The organism is Clostridium estertheticum subsp. estertheticum, from assembly GCF_001877035.1.
Lineage (GTDB): Bacteria > Bacillota > Clostridia > Clostridiales > Clostridiaceae > Clostridium_AD > Clostridium_AD estertheticum.
This window is the reverse complement of the sequence record NZ_CP015756.1, coordinates 2,203,478-2,222,073: the sequence shown is the minus strand read 5'-3', so window position 1 is coordinate 2,222,073 and position 18,596 is coordinate 2,203,478. Positions and strand designations below refer to the sequence as shown.

Sequence of the window (18,596 nt, the reverse complement as noted above, 5' to 3'; positions counted from 1 at the left end):
TTTATTTACCTCTTTCCTTATTCTTGGGTTTCGCAACATCTGGCCTTTTCTTTAAATATCTAATTGGTGCCCTTATATAGGTGTCTTTTAAATCACCAAACTTAAAAGGTGCTATAGGTTGAAAATATGGTTCACCAAGAGAATCTAGAACTAATAAGTGAGCAAGTAAGGTTACTATGGGAACTACTACTCCCAAAATACCAAATATTGATGATGTAATCATAGTTATATATTTACAGAGTCTAATTGAAATTCCCAAATCATAAGTAGGCATAGTAAATCCTGCAATGGCAGAAGCAGCAATTATTATTACCATAAGATCACTTGCAACTCCAGCCTGGATAGCTGTCTGCCCTATTACAAGTCCTCCAACTATACTAATAGATGCAGTTATAAACGATGGAAGTCTAATGGAGGCTTCTCTCACCATCTCTATCATAAATTCTATCAAAAACGCTTCAATAACAGGAGGAAATGGTACCTTTGTTCTTGACTCTGCAAGTGATACTAGTAATGGTAACGGTATCATATAATAATGGTAACTTAGTAATGCAATATAAATGCCCGGAAGAAATAACGCTATTAATGTTGCAATTGTCCTTAATAACCTCAGATAAGTTGCGCCTAACCAATGGGTTGTATAATCTTCAGGTGCCTGTGTAAATGCATGAAAAGTTACAGGAGCTATCATTACAAACGATGTCTCTTGAAGCATTATTACATATTTCCCCTCCAACAATCCCGCTATAGCCTTATCTGGCCTTTCTGTAGCAAGGTATTGAGGAAAAATGGAATTTGGGTGATCCGCTATAATTTGCTCTAAATAACCAATTGCTATAAGGCTGTCTGTATCAATATTATTAATTTTATCAGAAATAATTTGTAGTAAGTTAGTATTTGCAATATTCTCAAGGTACGCAACAGAAACAGTTTGATGTGAGACATTGCCTACAGTAAAATCCTTGAATTTAAGATTAGGAGTTTTTAGTTTCCGTCTAATGGTAGCAATATTTGTCGCCATATCTTCAATAAAGCCATCATGGTCTCCTCTTATACTTTTTTCCCCTTCTGGCTCTTGTATACTTCTTTTTTCATATTTTTTTAGTGTACATGAGATTCCTACACTCAATCCGTCACATATAAACACTGCATTTCCAGCTAATATGTCTTTTATTAAACTATCAATTACTAAAGGAAATGTTAATCCTGCTACGAATATTTTACTCGGAAGATATTTTATATCGTCTAAGTCTAATTTTTCTAATTTTAATAAGGGTGTCATAAAATCTCTTTGGAAAAGATCAATATCACATAAACCTTGAACAAAAAAGAAACAACCCTTTTTACCTGAATTCAAAATAACTTTTCGTCTTATAATGTCAGGGGAATTTTTTAATATATCATCAATTATTGAAAAATTTTTTTCATAATCCTTATATAAATTTATATTTATATTTTTATCGTCGACCATTTCACATCACCATTATTATCATTTGCAATATATATAATATTATACGGAAATTGTATTTACGACACTTTAAGAACATAATAAAAAGGGCTATATCAAAATAATTCAAACAATTATTTTGATATAGCCAACCTTTAGTTTTTATTCAAGTCAGATCAAATTTCTGTTTTCCAACTAAAATGTATTAGCTTTCTAATTCTTAAAGCTATGTATAGGTGCAGGAATTCTTCCACCACGATTTATAAAATCGTTACTTGAGAATTCACTTACCTTCATAACTGGAGCACGTCCAAGAAGTCCACCAAATTCTACTGAGTCCCCAACTTTCTTACCTGGGGCTGGTATTAACCTTGTTGCAGTAGTTTTATTATTAATCATTCCAATTGCACACTCATCTGCAATAATTGCTGATATTGTTTCTGCAGAAGTATCTCCTGGAATGGCAATCATATCAAGGCCTACTGAGCAAACACAAGTCATAGCTTCGAGTTTCTCAATGTTTAAAGCTCCCTTTTCTACAGCCTCAATCATACCCTCATCCTCACTTACTGGTATAAATGCTCCACTAAGACCACCAACAGATCCAGAAGCCATTATTCCGCCCTTTTTAACTGCATCATTAAGCATTGCCAGCGCACAAGTTGTTCCATGAGTTCCACATACTTCAAGTCCCATTTCCTCAAGTATTCTAGCAACACTATCACCTATTGCAGGTGTTGGTGCCAATGATAAATCTACTATCCCAAAAGGTACATCGAGCCTCTTTGCAGCTTCCATTCCAACTAATTGACCCATTCTTGTTATCTTAAATGCAGTTTTCTTTATTACCTCAGCTACAACGCCAAAGTCAGCACCCCTTACTTTTTCAAGGGCAACTTTTACTGTGCCAGGACCACTTATTCCTACATTTAAGGTACACTCAGGTTCTCCAACTCCGTGGAAAGCTCCTGCCATAAAAGGGTTATCCTCTACTGCATTAGCAAAGACTACAATTTTCGCGCAACCAAGCCCATCACGATCGGCAGTAAGCCTTGCAGCTTCCTTAATAACTTGACCCATTTCACGAACTCCATCCATATTAATTCCAACCTTAGAACTTGCAACACTCACAGATGAGCATACTCTCTCTGTAACTCTCATAGCTTCTGGTATAGAAGATATTAATCTATGATCACCAGTAGTATATCCCTTATGAATCAATGCAGAAAACCCTCCAATAAAGTTTACTCCTAGTTCATTTGCAATCTTATCAAGCATTATTGCGTACTCTACATAATTCTCATCCTTAGACGCTCCTGCAATCAAAGAAATCGGAGTAACTGAGATTCTTTTGTTTATTATTGGCACTCCATATTCAAGAGCCAAATCATCTCCTACCTTAACTAAGTTTCCAGCAAGTCTCATAATCTTTTCGTAAATTCTAGCTCTAGCCCTTTTACCATCAGAATCACAACAGTCGAGTAAAGATATTCCCATTGTAAGTGTTCTAATATCTAACTTTTCATCCTCTAACATTTTTACTGTTTCCATTATTTGATTAATATTCACTTTCTACCTCCTATACAAGATGCATTGAATTAAATACGTCCTCATGTTGCATTTTTATTGAAACTTTTAACTCTTTACCCATCGTAATTAATAATTCGGCTAGTTCCTTTGAAGAAATATTAATATTAGCTAAATCCACAAGCATTACCATAGTAAAAAATTCTTGCATAATAGTTTGACTAATGTCTAAAATATTAGCATTTTTTTCAAATAATAAATTGGATACATTTGCAATGATACCTACTCTATCTTTCCCAATTACAGTTAATACAGCCTTCATTCTTTTCCTCCTTTTTTAATCACAAAAAAAAGCCGAATAGATAATACTCGACCCTTGAAATCAATATTATCCCCTGTCCTTTTACCTGAGAGTTTCACTAGTTTTCACAAGCTTGCTCCTTCGGTGCTCAATTCGAGTCTCTCCAAGGGCTCGTCCTATAACAGTCATATCCGTGCGGTACCTAAAAGATTTACTTTTTGGGTGTATAGATATCCTATACTCTTCTGCTATAATCATCCGAACTATTTAGTTGTAAGTTATTATTGTTATAATAACAGTTTTATTAACTAATATCAACATATTATATTAATTTCTTTATTTAGGACAATCGAGTAGGAGCTAAATAATTAGTTTATTTAGCGTCCTCTCACACCACCGTGCGTACCGTTCGGTACACGGCGGTTCAATAGAAATTAATGTTTTAATAAATATATTTCAGACATGGAGACTAAACCTATCTTTTTAAGGTATTTATTAGTTATTGTTTTGGCTAATATTGGGCTGTTGGATGTTCTCCAATAGCTTTTTCTTGTGTTTGCATACTGCCAAGCTTTATTGCTTGTTAAACCTAATTTAATAAGGTTTTCATGCTTTGTTTTAATTTTCTTCCACTGTTTCCAAAAACACATTCTAATCCTTCGTCTTAACCATTCATCAAGTGTTTTAAGAATAGTTTTAATATCTGCAATAGCAAAATAGTTTACCCATCCTACTATTACCTGCTTGAGTTTTCTAAATCTATATTCCATGCTCATCGCATTACTTCTTGAAGTTAATTCCTTTAGCTTTGCTCTGAATTTATCTATAGGTTTTTGAGGAACTCTCATTCTATATTCACCTTTTGTTCGGTAAAACGAAAATCCTAAAAATTTAAGTTTCCAAGGTCTATCTACTGTACTCTTTTCTTTATTCACTTTAAGCTTTAACTTTTCCTCAATAAATCTTGAGATACTATTCATTACTCTATTTGCTGATTTCTCACTTTTAACATATATATTTGAGTAAGTAAACCAAGGGAACTTCACCCTTAGTTTCTCTCAGAACCGTACGTGAACCTCTCAGCTCATACGGCTCCCATCATTCGGCTGTTGGTAATATTCCCATTTTCCAATGTGCAAACAAATTTCTATCTCTTTTTGCAATACTCCCTAACCAATATTCTGCTCTTCGTCTGTGTTTTCGTTTCTTATACTTTCTTCGAACCCATTTTACTAAAGCATTATTGATATATCTTAATACTGCATACATTTCCGTTTTATAGAAATGTGTATAATAATTAATCCACCCCTGTATCTTTTTATTAAACATACTTGATATATCCCACAAGTCTTTATCTACCTTCAACTGTACCCTCCAACTTCTTACCTCTTTCCTAATTCTTTTCTTTGCATTATCTGCTATCGCTGGTAAGAAACTTGTAAAATACTTTCCATATTTACTTTTTGCGCCTCTAGGCTTAAATGTATACCCTAGAAAATCAAATGATATATTTGGATAATCTCCGTTTCTATCATCATCTTTACAGTATACAATCTTTGTTTTATCAAGGTTCAGTTGCAATCCGTATTCTTCGAACCTTTCTTGCAACCGTTTTTGTAGATATTTAGCCTGTTTTAGGGATACACAGTGTGCTACTCCATCATCTGCGTATCTAGCCCACGGAATTGTTTTGAATTCTTTTGTTATAAAATCATCAAACACATAATGTAAAAACAGATTCGCAAGTACTGGACTTATGACACCCCCTTGCGGAGTTCCTGAAATTCTTGGCACTAGTTCTCTATTTTCCATTTGAAATGGTGCAGTTAACCACCTTTGAATATATAGAATAATCCATTCTTCATTTGTGTGTTTCTTTACCATTTTAATTAAAATGTCATGTTTGATATTATCAAATAGTCCCTTTATATCAAATTCAAGGACCCAATCCTTCCTCCAACACCTTTTTCTTGTAACATCAATTGCTTGTATTGCAGATTTATTAGGTCTATATCCGTAGGAATCTTCATAAAACATGGGCTCTACTTCTGGTTCAAAGTATAGTTTAACTAGCATTTGTGCAATTCTATCTTCAACAGTTGGTATCCCTAGTAATCTAGTTCCTCCACTTTTCTTCGGAATTGCAACTGCTTTTACAGGTTGAGGAAAATAACTTCCTGACGACATCCTATTCCAGATTTTATATAGATTATTTTTCAAATTCTTCTCAAAATCTTCAATTGACTGTCCATCAACTCCATATGTTCCCTTGTTTGCTTTAACCTTTTCGTAAGCTGTAACTACAGCTCTTTTAGAAATATTAAACGGCTTTGTTTCCATCATAAGCTCCTCCTCCTTTCAAAGTTGACCTATTTCTGAAACTGAATAACTCGAAGTCCTTCGCTCCACTTCCATTACAGAAATTTCTTCACTACTACGACTCAATCTGCCCCTATGCTTGCATTGATACTCTTTTCTCACAGTTCTTCTGCTTGAAATACTCTCTTAACATCAAGCCGTAGGTTCCCACGTTCCGTACAAATGCCTGTACTAAATTCATGCCACCTCTATGCCGTCCACCGCCTAGACAGTAAACAGGTTTCCTCTAGACTTATCCCAGATTAACGACTACCCTCTGGTTCTGATGAAATCTCTACGCTTTCGACATTTCCGTAAGTGGTTCACATGCTCGTTCATCTCTTTAGTACATACTTGACAGATTTAACTCTGCCTTTTCCTTAACGCTCAATACCATAACTTTTGATTATAGCACCTTAAGGTAGTTTGAAATCTCCACCTGCATGGCGATTTCGGAGGGCCTTCCTCCATCATCTGTATAGCACAGCAATATTAAGCAACTCTTACGAGTTGCTTACCACGCTTTCGTGGCACACCATCATCAGCATATCTACAAAAGTTTAGTCCTCGCTTTGTTAGTTCTACATCAAGTTCATTTAACATTATGTTACTTAATAATGGGGACAAGGGTCCACCTTGAGGTGCTCCTTCTCCAGTATTCATAAATACCCCATTTATCATAACTCCACTTTGTAGATACTTTCGTATCAGAGAAATTACTCTACTATCTTTAATATCTTCCGATAGTATCCTAATTAATTTATCATGATTTATCGTATCAAAGTATTTTGAAAGGTCTATATTTACTGTCCATGTATGTCCAGCATTGATATATCCCCTGCATTTTTCAACAGCTTGCTTTGCACTTCTTAAAGGCCTAAAACCATAACTATTATCTGAAAATTTCTTTTCATATATTGGGATTAGAACTTGTGAAATCGCTTGTTGAACAACTCTATCTACTACAGTAGGTATTCCAAGTAGTCTAATTCCCCCATCAGGTTTGGGTATTTCTACCCTTCTTACTGCTTGAGGTCTATATCTATTTTCCAGTAATAATTGCCTTAGTTCTTGTCCATGCTCTTTCAGGTGATGTAAAAGTTCATCTACTGTCAAACCATCAATACCATGACTTCCTTTATTGGCCTTTACTCTTTTATATGCTTTATTCATATTATTTCTCGATAATATTTGCTCGAGCAAATCATTACCGTATCTATTTACACCGTTTCTTCCTTCTTCTGATATAGAAGAAATACTATGCACTTCTACGTTACCTTTGAGTTCCACTCTATTCTCTCGTAGAGAGCCTTCTTTATGAAGTTGTCTGCTTTTATCATATTTCTTCGTATCTTTCAAAATTTCAAAACCTCCTATTGTTCCGTCCTTCCCACGCTAACGCGTTTAGCATGGTACTATGACATCTGCTGACTTCTGATAGTTCAGACATACATCACTGTATGGTTTGTTATCTCTAAATTCATATCCATAACTTACCTATCAGATCTCCCCGGGTAAGAACGTCTACTTTCCCTCCAAATATCTGCTACATTTACACCGCCTGTTTCGGATAGTTAGGGCTTCGTTTTGTTAAGCAAACTTACCCACAAGCATATGCCTTATATGTAGTTTCTGTTCGTCAGACCAGAGTTTTGCCGCCGACTTCCTTTAGATTCCACCTCACGGTGGACACCCTTGTCTTAAGCTAACGGTTGGCACTATCAGCCCCCGTATCGGACTTTCACCGACGAGTAAACGCCCATGCCGGGCACACTTAAAAAAGATGCCTCTGAAGGCACCTTTTAATCATATCTTATATTTGATTTTCTTTAATCTTTATTTCCGACGAAATACTTGGATTAAATACATGTTCTATTCTAGGTAGCGATATTCCTAGTGTTTCACGAAGAACATCCTCTACTGTTTCTACCGTTTTAATAGTTAACAAACTTCTAACTTCTTCAGGCACATCCTTTAGGTCAACTAAATTCTCCTTAGGAATTAATATTTTTGTTATACCTGCCCTTTGAGCTCCAATTAACTTTTCCTTAAGTCCACCAATTGGTAGTACTGCTCCTCTTAAAGTTATTTCTCCTGTCATTGCAAGTTTTGGATCCACCTTTATTCCTGTAACAAGAGATGCAAGTGCAGTGAACAATGTAATTCCAGCTGATGGACCATCTTTAGGAACAGATCCTGATGGAACATGAATATGAAGATCTCTTTCCTTAAAGTTTATAGAATTCATTGGTAACCTTGATTTAAGTAAACTTAAAGATATCCTTGCAGACTCCTTCATAACATCTCCTAGTTGTCCTGTTAATATAACTTGTCCACTTCCTAACATGTCCGTAGCTTCAATGAAAAGTATTTCTCCACCTACAGATGTCCATGCAAGGCCTGTAACTACGCCTGGGGGATTATCCTTTTGAGCCTTATCATGACTTGAAACTTTTCTACCAAGTAAATCGTCTAACTCACTTTCAGTAACAGTAAATGGTAACTCTCCTTTATGTGATACAATTTTTTCTGAAGTAATTCTTGCAAGAGTAGCTAGTTGTTTTTTCAGTCCACGAACACCAGCTTCCATGGTATATTCACTAATTATCTTTTGCAAAGCTCCATCTTCAATAACTAACTGTTCTTTATTTAACCCATGTTCTTCAAGTATTTCAGGTATTAAATGGTTTTTCCCAATATGGAATTTTTCATTCATAGTATAACTAGATATCTGGATTATCTCCATTCTATCAAGTAATGGCCTTGGAATGTCACCAATGGAATTAGCTGTTGCTATAAAAAATACTTCAGACAAATCATAAGGTAAATCTAAATAATGATCTGTAAAGCTGTTATTTTGCTCTGGATCTAATACCTCAAGTAATGCACTGGCTGGATCTCCATTATAGCCAGTCATTAGCTTATCCACTTCATCTAAAACTATAACTGGATTTATTTCTCCTGCTTTCTTTATGCTTTGAATAATTCTTCCTGGCATTGCACCAATGTAAGTTCTTCTATGTCCTCTTATTTCTGCTTCATCACGTATGCCACCTAAACTTAATCTTATATATTTCCTATCTAGTGCCTGTGCAATACTTTTACCTAAACTAGTTTTACCAGTACCTGGAGGTCCAACTAATAATAAAATAGAACCTTTTTTATCTTTTTTAAGCTGCATAACCGCTAAATGTTGCAAAATTCTATCCTTAACCTTATCTAATCCATAATGCTGCTCATCTAGTATTCTCCTTGCTTCTCCTAAATTAATAACTTTTGGTTCAGACTTTTTCCAAGGAAGTTTAACTAATAAATCTAAATAATTACGTACAATATTATATTCAGCACTATTCTCACTTTGTCTTTCTAGCTTTTCAAGTTCATCTAAAGCAGCAATTTTTATTTCAGCTGGCATTTGAGCCTCTTCAATTTTATCTATATAAGTTTTATCTTTCTTCGCACTCTCACTTTTTCCTTCATCTAATTCTGTTTGAATCGCCTTTAATTGATCTCTTAATACTGATTCTCTATATCCTTTATTAGCTTTCTGAGTGAATTTTTCTGCCATCTCAAGTTGCAACTTGAGAGCTTCCTTTTGTTTTAAGATGTAATCCATAAACTTAAGGCTTCTATCTTTTAAAGATTTAATTTTAATTAACTCATACTTTTCTTCGTTTGTTAGTGGCATAAATTGAGTAAGATGAGCCATTAGTGCATTTAGCTCCTTTTGATCTTCTATCATCTTCATAAACTGGTCTGATCCCTTAAATCTTTCACTAACCTCACGAGTAACCTTCTTAATGCATTCAATCATTTCTTCTTGACCTTTTTCATTAAGATCAATAGTATCTGGTATTACTTCAAATTCTACACGTATAAAACCACTTTCAATAATAAGTTCATTAATTTCAACCCTATCTAAAGTTTTAATTTTCACTTGATATCCTTTTTCTGTTTTCTCAACTTCATTTACATGAAATGAAACGCCAACTCTATGGAAATCTTCTTCTTTTAATTGGTTCTGGTTAAAATTTTGTTTTAAAGGTAAAGCGATACTAAATTGCTCATCATCGTCTAAATTTTTAAGTTCTTCTTCACTAATTTTAGTTAGCTTTAAAGTATACTCCATTCCTGGTAATAAAACTATATCTGCTACAGGAATTACCATTCCCTCTTTATTTTTTTTATCTAAACTCATCATTATATTCATCCTTCCTTTCAAAAATATTCATAAGTGAATGTTCATTTAATTAAGCTAACAAAGCATCCTGTATTATTGTAATCAACTCTTTTAGTAAATCATCCCTTTCAACTTCTCCAATACATTGGTTACTCGCAATAGACTTTATTGGAAAAAAAAGTATTGCTATCAAATTATCATTTTGGATATCCTTAAGCACTCTTTGCTGCTTCATTTCCTCAAACAAATTATTAAGATTTTTCACGCCTTTTCTATCTAAGCAATGGCAAGCTAAAGCTGGACAACTGGAAAATTGATCTACAAAATGAAATATCTCTCCATTCTCTTTGATGTAAGTATAATATCCTCTGACCAGTATTTCAATAAGTTCATGTCCATCCATATTCTTATAAACCATACTAAGCAAATAATCAAATATTTCTTCAGAATATTCATAATATATATCTTGAAACATAATTTCTTTATTCTCGTAATAAATATAAACAGTAGCTGGGGAAACCCCTGCTTCTTTTGCAATTTTTGAAATAGAAGTACCATGAAAACCTAATTCAAGTATTAGTTTAACAACTGCTTCCTTTATACTTTTCTCTTTTTCATCATCTTTTCTTCTCATCTAAACACCTCTACTAATCTCTATAATAAACGATCATTCATTTATTGTCAAGTAGCATTTTATTATTCCTGACAGTATTTTTTAAATGTTCTATGTCTACTGTCAAGAATATTTTTACAATACAGAACTGCTCCTTAATTTTTTAATACTCCTAACAAGAAAAAATGCAGTAAGTGATGTTGCAATCAAATCAGCGCAAGGTTGTGAAAACCATAATCCATCCAATTTAAGAAATAATGGGAGTATAAGTATAATAGGTATTAACACTATGACTTGTCTTAAAACACTTAAAACCATCGATGTTTTTGCCTCATTTATGGCTTGAAAATAACTTGCACCTAAAATTTGAAATCCTAAAATAGGTAAAACCATTAAATCAATCCTAAGTCCATGTGCACCTAATTTTATTAATTCAGGATTATTACCTACAAATATTGTTATAAGTTGATTTGCAAATAGTTGCACAACAATAAACCCAATTACAGCAATACAAGTTCCAAAAATTATGGCGAGTTTTAAAATTTTAAAAACTCTATCATACAATTTAGCCCCATAATTATATCCTATTATAGGCTGTATACCTTGACTAATACCAACTATGGGCATAAAAATTAGCATTGATATACTATTTAATATCCCCATTGCAGCAATTGCAAGATTCCCTCCATAAGTATAAAGACCTTTATTATATAAAATAGCTACAAGGCTTGAAGCTATTTGCATAGAGAACGGTGCTACACCAATAGCAAAAATATCATTTACAATATATTTATTGAGCTTTAAGTTAATTTTCTTTAATTTAAGTATGCTTCCACTGTTTTTTGCTGTAAAATATCTAAGCACTAATAAAGTATTAAAAACTTGAGAAAATACAGTTGCTATTGCAGCACCTTGAATTCCCATTTTAAATACAAATATAAATATTGGATCTAATATAATATTAATAATTGCGCCAAACATCATTGTAAGCATTGCCATTTTGGGATTTCCCTCTGCTCTAATTATATTATTAATACCAAATCCTATATTTTGAAAAACAGATCCCATAAGTATGATTTGTATATATGCTTTTGCATAAGGCAGATTATTTTGATCTGCACCAAACAACATTAAAATTTTATTCAAAAATAAAACTCCAAAAATTCCGAGTGCTACTGATATTATTGTTAAAAGCATCACAGCATTCCCCAAAATGTTATCTGCTGCCTTAACGTTTTTTTCTCCAAGTCTTATTGATATCACTGAACAAGCACCTATACCAATAAGCATTCCAAATGCCATTATAATGACTGATATTGGAAATGTTATAGCAAGTCCGGATAATGCGTATGATCCCACCCCTTTAATATGTCCAATATATATTCGATCCACAATATTATATAAAGCATTCACTACCATTCCCGTTATAGCTGGCACCGAAAACTTAAAAAGTAATTTGCTTATACTTTCCGATCCTAATTTCCCATTCATAAAATTTCCTCCAAATTAAAAATAATATAATCTTGTAACATCCTAACTTATTTTTCATTATAACATCAGCTATATATTATATCATACGTTTTATGATTTAAACTGTCGTATAAATATAAATCCATCCAATCTAATTTATAAATTCAAACTTCTAATAATTACTTTGTAATAAATATTTTGTAATAGTTATTATCATTTACATTCTTATGCAACTATAGTATTATAATATATAAGAAATAAATATAAAATTTATAATTTAAACATAGTATTAAATATAACTAGTTTTTTAAAACATCTTAATTATAATATATTTTAAAGAGGAGCGATTAAATTGAAAATTGAAAATTTACTTAAACAAAGAACTTTAGATTCAACTATAAATGTAAAAAACTCTATAGTTATGGCACCTATGACTACTTTTTCTGCAAATCCTGATGGAACAGTATCTGTTGCAGAATTAAGTTATTATAAAGCAAGATCAAAAGGTGTAGGCATAGTAATCACTGCCGCAACCAATGTACAAAAATCAGGTAAGGGATTCCCTGGACAATTTGCTGCCTACAACAATAGTTTTTTACCAAGTTTAAAAAAATTATCACAAACCATAAAAGGAGAAGGTGCCTTAGCAATTCTTCAAATATTTCATGGTGGTAGAATGGCAATTCCTGCCGAAATACCTGGTGGTCAAACTATTAGTGCAAGTGCCATAGCGGCTGAAAGAGAAGGTGCTATGACTCCACGCGAAATGACAGAGGCAGAAATTCAAGATACTATTAATGCTTTTGGTGAAACAACAAAACTTGCAATAGCGGCTGGTTTTGATGGTGTAGAAATTCATGGAGCCAACACATATTTATTACAACAATTTTTTTCTCCTCATTCAAACCGAAGAGACGATATGTGGGGTGGGAACCTAGAAAAAAGAATGAATTTCCCACTAGCTGTTATTGCGCAGGTTAAGAAAGTAATAAAAGAAGATGGCATAAAGAATTTCATAGTGGGCTACAGGTTTTCACCAGAGGAGCTAGAAAATCCTGGTATAACTTTAGACGACACTCTTTCATTTATAGACGTTTTATCAAATCAAGGATTAAGTTATTTGCACAGCTCTATATCTGATTTTTGGCAAAGTTCAATACGTAATGCCTCCAGTACTAATCCTATTATTTGCAGTATGCTTGATAAAATACATGACAGAGTCCCTTTTATTGGTGTTGGCTCTATCCACACACCTGAAGATGCTATAAAGGCATTAAACAGTGGTGCCACATTTATATCTCTTGGTAGAGAACTAATCATGGAGCCCGACTGGGTGAGTAAGGTTCAAACTGGTGATTTTTCAAAAATACGTACTACTTTAAATAAAACTCAAAGAAAATCTTTAGATATTCCGGAGCCACTTTGGAATACAATTATAAATACACCTGGTTGGTTCCCAATGTCAAAATAAGTACTTTATCACTATTAAATACTTAACACATCTTATTTAACAAAAGTGCCAGATATAAAATATATCTGGCACTTTTAATTTTGATTACTTACTTTTTAAAAATCTTATATAAAAAATTCTTTCTGCGCCTAATATACTCTTTAGTTTTATAAAAATAAATAATAAGATGCAAAAATTTATTCTTTATCAGCTTACCGACTATTTTTTTTTGAAAACCTCCGATGTTAAAATACTTTAAATCCTGACCTAAAATGTCGTCTTCAATAATTCGTGATATTTGCTTCTTAATTTCTAATTTATCGCAGTCTGAATCTTTATAAAACAAATTGTTTAAACTCATTATAATGCTATCTGTGAATTTCAATTCTACTATATCTTTGTTAGTATCTGTATATACATTATTTTTAATTAAAAATTTCCTTACTGATTTGTACATGTTATTTTGATTATTATATAATTCTTTATTAAATGTAGATGTAATAGAATTATCATTATAATTTACATAATTATAGAGTTGTTTATCAATTATAGTGATGTTACCACAATGTTCTAAATATTGGAGATTGAACATAAGATCCTCCCCCCAATTTATTAAACTATCAAATTCAAGATTATATTTTTTTATAATATCAACAACATATAACTTATTCCAGAGATAGTTAATATAATAATGTTTAAAAAGAATACCAAATTCATTCAAGAATGTTTTTTTTGTCATATTAACTTGCTTGTTTAAACTGATCGCCTTAATATTTATTTCACCATTTTTACCCTTAGAAACTCTTGTATATCCACAAAATACCAAATCGATGTTTCTATTTATTTCATTAATTAAAGTTTCAATCATATTAGGTTCAATATAATCATCAGAATCAACAAATTGAATAAATTTTCCTGTAGCTGCTTTTATACCTTTATTTCTAGCAGATGATACTCCTAAATTTTTCATATGTTCTACTTTAATACGATTATCCAGTTTTGCAAAGGTATCACACAACTGTCCACTGTTATCAATTGACCCATCATTAATAAGAATTAATTCTATATATTTATATGTTTGATTTAAAATGCTCATAATACATTTCTCTATATATTTTTCTGAATTATATACAGGAACTATTATACTAACGATCCTATTAAGATACACTTTCTTCATCCAATCCTAAATCTTTTTTTATTTTAGTGGTTGATATTTTTGGGGTTCTTGATAGATATACTACATCACAATATTCTTTTAAAAAATCAAATTTTCCAGACCAATCGTTCCCAATAGTAAACACGTCAACATTAAATTCCTTAACATCATGAACTTTCTGTTCCCAACTATCTTCAGGTATAACCAAATCCACATAACGTATAGCTTCAATAAGCTTCTTTCTTTGATCATACGAGAAATAGCACTCTTTACCCTTTAAAGCGTTAAATTCATTAGTTGACAATGCTACTATAAGATAATCCCCCAGTTCTCTAGCTTTTTTTAATATATTTATATGACCATAATGTAACAAATCAAAAGTCCCATATGTAATTACTTTTTTCATTAGTTTTGTCCTCCCTTAAAGATATCATTCTATAAACCTAATTCATTAAATAGCCTTTTAGTATTGTTAAAGTTTGAATAGCTATTAGTTTTATCATTAACTTTTTCTCTAATATCTTTAAAATCGTCTATATCATTGTTTACATTTTTTATGTAAGTTTTTAACTCAGAGACATCTTTAATAATTGGTCCTGGAATCCAATCATAAATATCTTCAAAAACAAACCCTCGGCTACTACTATATTCTTTTAAATCGTCCATTACAAAGCCAATAGGTTTATTAAGCAACATAAAATCAAAATAGACTGATGAATAATCGGTAATAAAAGCATCGAATTCTTGAAATAATGAATATAGTTGCTCACCTATATTTTTAAAATCACAATTTGTAACTATCTTTATATTACTTAATTTACTAAAGTCCTCTTTTTTAAGATAATCCATAGGATGTAATTTAATTACAAGTAAATCATTATTATCCCTTAAATATTTATTAAACTCTTCTAATTCTTCATTAGATAATAACGGTAATTTTCTATTTTTGTGTTTACCATCATTTCGTACTTCTGCCATAACTGATTTTCTAAATGTCGGCATCCATAATATTTTCTTATTATAAATTTCCCCATTTATCTTTAATTTAGCTAATATATTTTTGAATTTATTTATTTCATCATTTCTAGGTAATCCAGTAATTAATACTTTACTCTTACTTACCCCAAAAACCTTGGATATGACATTTTGAAATTCATAAGATGTAGCTATAGTATATGTAAAATGAGGAATATTCTTCTCATCTTTATTGTCTAGATATCCTATGTTTTTAAGTGGCATACCATGCCATAAATTAATTACAATTTGCTTTTTAAGATTTTCTATCCCATTAAAAGGTGTATGAGTATAAAATATATACTTCGAAGTCATATAATTAAATAACCCCAAAAGAGAATTCTTTTTTACAACCTTAACCTTAAATGAAAGTTGTAATTCACTAATTTTATCTGGAATAAATAAGTCATTTACTAACCACACAATTTCATATTGAGTCAAATTTTCTTTAATTATATAATTGAATACACCCATACAGTTATCAGAGAAATCTGGAAAACTAACTAAACAAATCTTATTTCTTTTCTTTTTTAACATCTTATTTAATAATGAACATATTTTTAAAATACATATATTTATCAAAAAACCATTCCTTTTTTAAATATTTATTGTTTTATATAGTATTATCGGTAACTATACTATATTTCTAACATTCGAAGTCTATCCTTATATTAACACACTAATCGTTTTTTGTCGTTTATTGTCGACTAATATTGTCTCATTAAAAAAACTATACAAAAAAATAAAGAAATGATTAGAGAAGTAAATTGCAATTTACTTCTCCATTCATTTCTTTAAAATTATTTTTATATTTGTTTATATTATAATTTTGCCTATTCTATTATTATAGTTTTATGAATAAGTCAAAATAAGCAACTTAACCATAAGTATATATCTATTCCTTACTAATTTTAATTTTTATCATCATATACGAAGTTACAAGGTCCTCCTTCACAATTTGGTACTTCTTCATCATCTTCGCCAGTATAAATTTCTTTATTAGTTACATCGCTTCCAGTTGATGTTCCAAGCAATTTTTCAATGTCTGTTGATATATCTTCTGGTGTAGTTGTTGGTTCAAATCTATATTCTACATTACCATCTCTACCAATAAGGAACTTTGTGAAATTCCATTTTATTGAATTTCCTATTAGTAATTCTGGGAATTTTTTCTCAAGCATATCATTAAATTTTTTTTCATTAGGCTGATTCAAGTCAAATCCCTTGAATATTGCTTTTTCTGTAAGGTATTCAAAAATCGGATGAGCATTCTTTCCCCTTACATCAGTTTTCTCAAACAACGGGAAACTCACTCCATAATTAATTTCACAGAAATTTTTTATTTCACTACTTTCACCAGGTTCCTGAGCTGCAAATTGATTACTTGGAAAACCCAATATTTCAAAGCCCTTGTCCTTGTACTGCTCATAAAGCTTCTCTAACCCCTTGTATTGTGGAGTAAATCCACACTTGCTTGCTGTATTAACTATAATAAGTACCTTTCCCTTATATTGATTTAGAGAAACCTCTTCCCCGTCTATTGTAATTGCATTAAAATCATAAATTGACATTTATTATCCCTCCATTTTTTATATAAAAATTAATGTTTCTTAATAACTATTATTATCTATAAATCTATTATAGCACAAAAAAAATAAATTACAATAAAGTTTAGCCTTTATTTATAGTATTATAAGTATAAAAATATTTAAATATTCATTAACTTAGATATGGAATTTATTATATTAGCTAAAAATGTGATATAATAATTCTTTATGTATATCTAATACCATTATAAATGGAAAATTTGTTAGGAGTGAAAAAATATGAAAAGTACAATATTAACACCTAGTGGGGTAATAAAATTAGAAGAAGAATTAACCCTACGAACCGGAGAAAAAAGAAGAGAAATAACGGCAGCAATTAAAGAAGCAAAAGGGCATGGCGATCTAAGTGAAAATGCAGAATATGATGCAGCTAAAGATGAGGAAGCAACTAATAATGATAGAATAATTGCAGTGCAAGAGTTACTTCGAAACTCTACAGTAGTAGATGACGAGAGCAGCGATGAACACTTAGGTCTTGGTGGGCAAGCTGACATTAAATTTCTTGATACAGATGATATTGTAAAAGTACGCTTGGTATCCACAGTAGAGACCAATCCAGACCTTATGAATATAAGTATTGAATCACCACTTGGAATTGCAATCTATAAAAAAGCACTTGGAGAGAAATGCACAGTTTTAGCCCCTGAAGGTAATTATGAAGTAAGTATAGAGAAGATTTACGAATAGTAAACAATATTAAGATTAATTAAATCTTTTTATAAATTAAAGTAAAAATTTAAGCAGAGAGTAATCACTACTTAAATTTTTTCATATTACTAATGAGCTTTGTCAGTTGACGAAGCTTTAAAACTTTTTTCAATCATTTCTACAACTTCAGTATACTTATTCTTTTGATTAGTTGGAAATTTAAAAATAAAAGTATCAATTGAGCCTTTTCCAACTACTTTCTTTTGGTATACTATTTTGTCACCCTCAATATAAGATATTACAAACCAATTACCAGATTTAACTTTATAATACATATTGTTATTTTTTATAGCTTTGTTGTATATTGAATCAACTGTATCGTGTGATATATTGTTAGTTCCATAAACCTGAAGTGATATACTTTCATCATCGGATTTAAGCATATTCCCGTTAGCAGTATCTTTAACTACTTTTAGTTCACTAGGATACTTAATTGAACATAAAAACTTCGCATTAAGATACTTTTTATATTCAACTTCTTTAGGTAACTCACTTTGTGACTTAGTATTTGATATTTTTTGGTCCTCAATTGCCTTTGCATCTGATAATTTTTTATCTGCTATTTTTTTTGCATCTACTATTTTCTTATCTGCTATTATTTTAGCATCTAAAATTCTCTGGTCTGCTACCTGCTCCGGCGTCCCTATTGTAGATTTGGCATTCTCTGTTGACAGCGACGGTGAAAGTGTTTTATATATAACCCCTATTACAATAAGTAGTCCTATAACTGAAAAACTTATAATGACTTTTATTGACCTTTTCATT

At 31.5% G+C, this 18,596-nt stretch carries 15 protein-coding genes, 1 pseudogene and 1 riboswitch; of the genes and pseudogenes, 2 read left to right on the top strand and 14 right to left on the bottom strand.

What is annotated here, in order from left to right; all coding sequences use genetic code 11:
- Nucleotide 1: 1 nt before the first annotated feature.
- From A7L45_RS10200 to A7L45_RS10160, 9 genes are all read right to left on the bottom strand, one after another.
- Nucleotides 2-1,471: a spore germination protein gene (locus A7L45_RS10200; RefSeq protein WP_071612665.1), complete on the bottom strand. Its 1,470-nt coding sequence runs from the start codon at nt 1,469-1,471 to the stop codon at nt 2-4.
- Nucleotides 1,472-1,660: 189 nt separating this feature from the next.
- The gene (locus A7L45_RS10195; RefSeq protein WP_071614940.1) at nt 1,661-2,998 is read right to left on the bottom strand and encodes a PFL family protein; all 1,338 of its coding nucleotides are present in this window, start codon (nt 2,996-2,998) and stop codon (nt 1,661-1,663) included.
- Nucleotides 2,999-3,026: 28 nt separating this feature from the next.
- Entirely contained in the window at nt 3,027-3,296 is a 270-nt protein-coding gene (locus A7L45_RS10190; RefSeq protein ID WP_071612664.1) for an ACT domain-containing protein, read from the bottom strand.
- A 63-nt stretch (nt 3,297-3,359) separates the two neighbouring features.
- Nucleotides 3,360-3,452, bottom strand: a riboswitch (glycine riboswitch).
- A gap of 257 nt (nt 3,453-3,709) precedes the next feature.
- On the bottom strand, nt 3,710-4,255 hold the full coding sequence (locus A7L45_RS10185; RefSeq protein WP_084647586.1) for a group II intron maturase-specific domain-containing protein: 546 nt from the start codon (nt 4,253-4,255) through the stop codon (nt 3,710-3,712).
- A 118-nt stretch (nt 4,256-4,373) separates the two neighbouring features.
- Nucleotides 4,374-5,618 carry a group II intron reverse transcriptase/maturase gene (gene ltrA / locus A7L45_RS10180; RefSeq protein ID WP_071612465.1) on the bottom strand — a complete coding sequence of 415 codons (1,245 nt, stop codon included), beginning with the start codon at nt 5,616-5,618 and terminating at the stop codon, nt 4,374-4,376.
- Between the two features lie 507 nt (nt 5,619-6,125).
- Nucleotides 6,126-6,992, bottom strand: a complete 867-nt coding sequence (gene ltrA, locus A7L45_RS10175; protein WP_084647430.1) for a group II intron reverse transcriptase/maturase — start codon at nt 6,990-6,992, stop codon at nt 6,126-6,128.
- A gap of 454 nt (nt 6,993-7,446) precedes the next feature.
- Nucleotides 7,447-9,834 (bottom strand): endopeptidase La, encoded by a 2,388-nt coding sequence (gene lon, locus A7L45_RS10170; RefSeq protein WP_071612662.1) that lies wholly within the window; start codon nt 9,832-9,834, stop codon nt 7,447-7,449.
- A gap of 49 nt (nt 9,835-9,883) precedes the next feature.
- Nucleotides 9,884-10,447: a TetR/AcrR family transcriptional regulator gene (locus tag A7L45_RS10165; protein WP_071612661.1), complete on the bottom strand. Its 564-nt coding sequence runs from the start codon at nt 10,445-10,447 to the stop codon at nt 9,884-9,886.
- A gap of 114 nt (nt 10,448-10,561) precedes the next feature.
- On the bottom strand, nt 10,562-11,917 hold the full coding sequence (locus tag A7L45_RS10160) for an MATE family efflux transporter (RefSeq protein ID WP_071612660.1): 1,356 nt from the start codon (nt 11,915-11,917) through the stop codon (nt 10,562-10,564).
- A 331-nt stretch (nt 11,918-12,248) separates the two neighbouring features.
- Between A7L45_RS10160 and A7L45_RS10155 the strand changes: the two genes are divergently transcribed.
- Nucleotides 12,249-13,367: an NADH-dependent flavin oxidoreductase gene (locus A7L45_RS10155; RefSeq protein ID WP_071612659.1), complete on the top strand. Its 1,119-nt coding sequence runs from the start codon at nt 12,249-12,251 to the stop codon at nt 13,365-13,367.
- A gap of 88 nt (nt 13,368-13,455) precedes the next feature.
- Here A7L45_RS10155 and A7L45_RS10150 read toward each other — a convergent pair whose 3' ends face one another.
- From A7L45_RS10150 to A7L45_RS10135, 4 genes and pseudogenes are all read right to left on the bottom strand, one after another.
- Nucleotides 13,456-14,442, bottom strand: a complete 987-nt coding sequence (locus A7L45_RS10150; protein ID WP_236900478.1) for a glycosyltransferase family 2 protein — start codon at nt 14,440-14,442, stop codon at nt 13,456-13,458.
- 61 nt (nt 14,443-14,503) lie between these two features.
- Nucleotides 14,504-14,908: a glycerol-3-phosphate cytidylyltransferase gene (gene tagD, locus A7L45_RS10145; RefSeq protein ID WP_071612657.1), complete on the bottom strand. Its 405-nt coding sequence runs from the start codon at nt 14,906-14,908 to the stop codon at nt 14,504-14,506.
- 29 nt (nt 14,909-14,937) lie between these two features.
- Nucleotides 14,938-16,098 carry a CDP-glycerol glycerophosphotransferase family protein gene (locus A7L45_RS10140; RefSeq protein WP_071612656.1) on the bottom strand — a complete coding sequence of 387 codons (1,161 nt, stop codon included), beginning with the start codon at nt 16,096-16,098 and terminating at the stop codon, nt 14,938-14,940.
- Nucleotides 16,099-16,544: 446 nt separating this feature from the next.
- Nucleotides 16,545-17,087, bottom strand: a pseudogene (locus A7L45_RS10135) (glutathione peroxidase); the annotation flags it as partial.
- 255 nt (nt 17,088-17,342) lie between these two features.
- On the opposite strand from A7L45_RS10135, the gene greA reads away from it, so the two are divergent.
- Complete coding sequence (greA, locus tag A7L45_RS10130) at nt 17,343-17,810, top strand: transcription elongation factor GreA (RefSeq protein WP_071612655.1); 468 nt, start codon at nt 17,343-17,345, stop codon at nt 17,808-17,810.
- A gap of 89 nt (nt 17,811-17,899) precedes the next feature.
- Here the strand turns inward: greA and A7L45_RS10125 are convergent, their stop codons facing one another.
- Nucleotides 17,900-18,595 carry a hypothetical protein gene (locus tag A7L45_RS10125; RefSeq protein WP_071612654.1) on the bottom strand — a complete coding sequence of 232 codons (696 nt, stop codon included), beginning with the start codon at nt 18,593-18,595 and terminating at the stop codon, nt 17,900-17,902.
- Between the last annotated feature and the right edge of the window lies 1 nt (nt 18,596).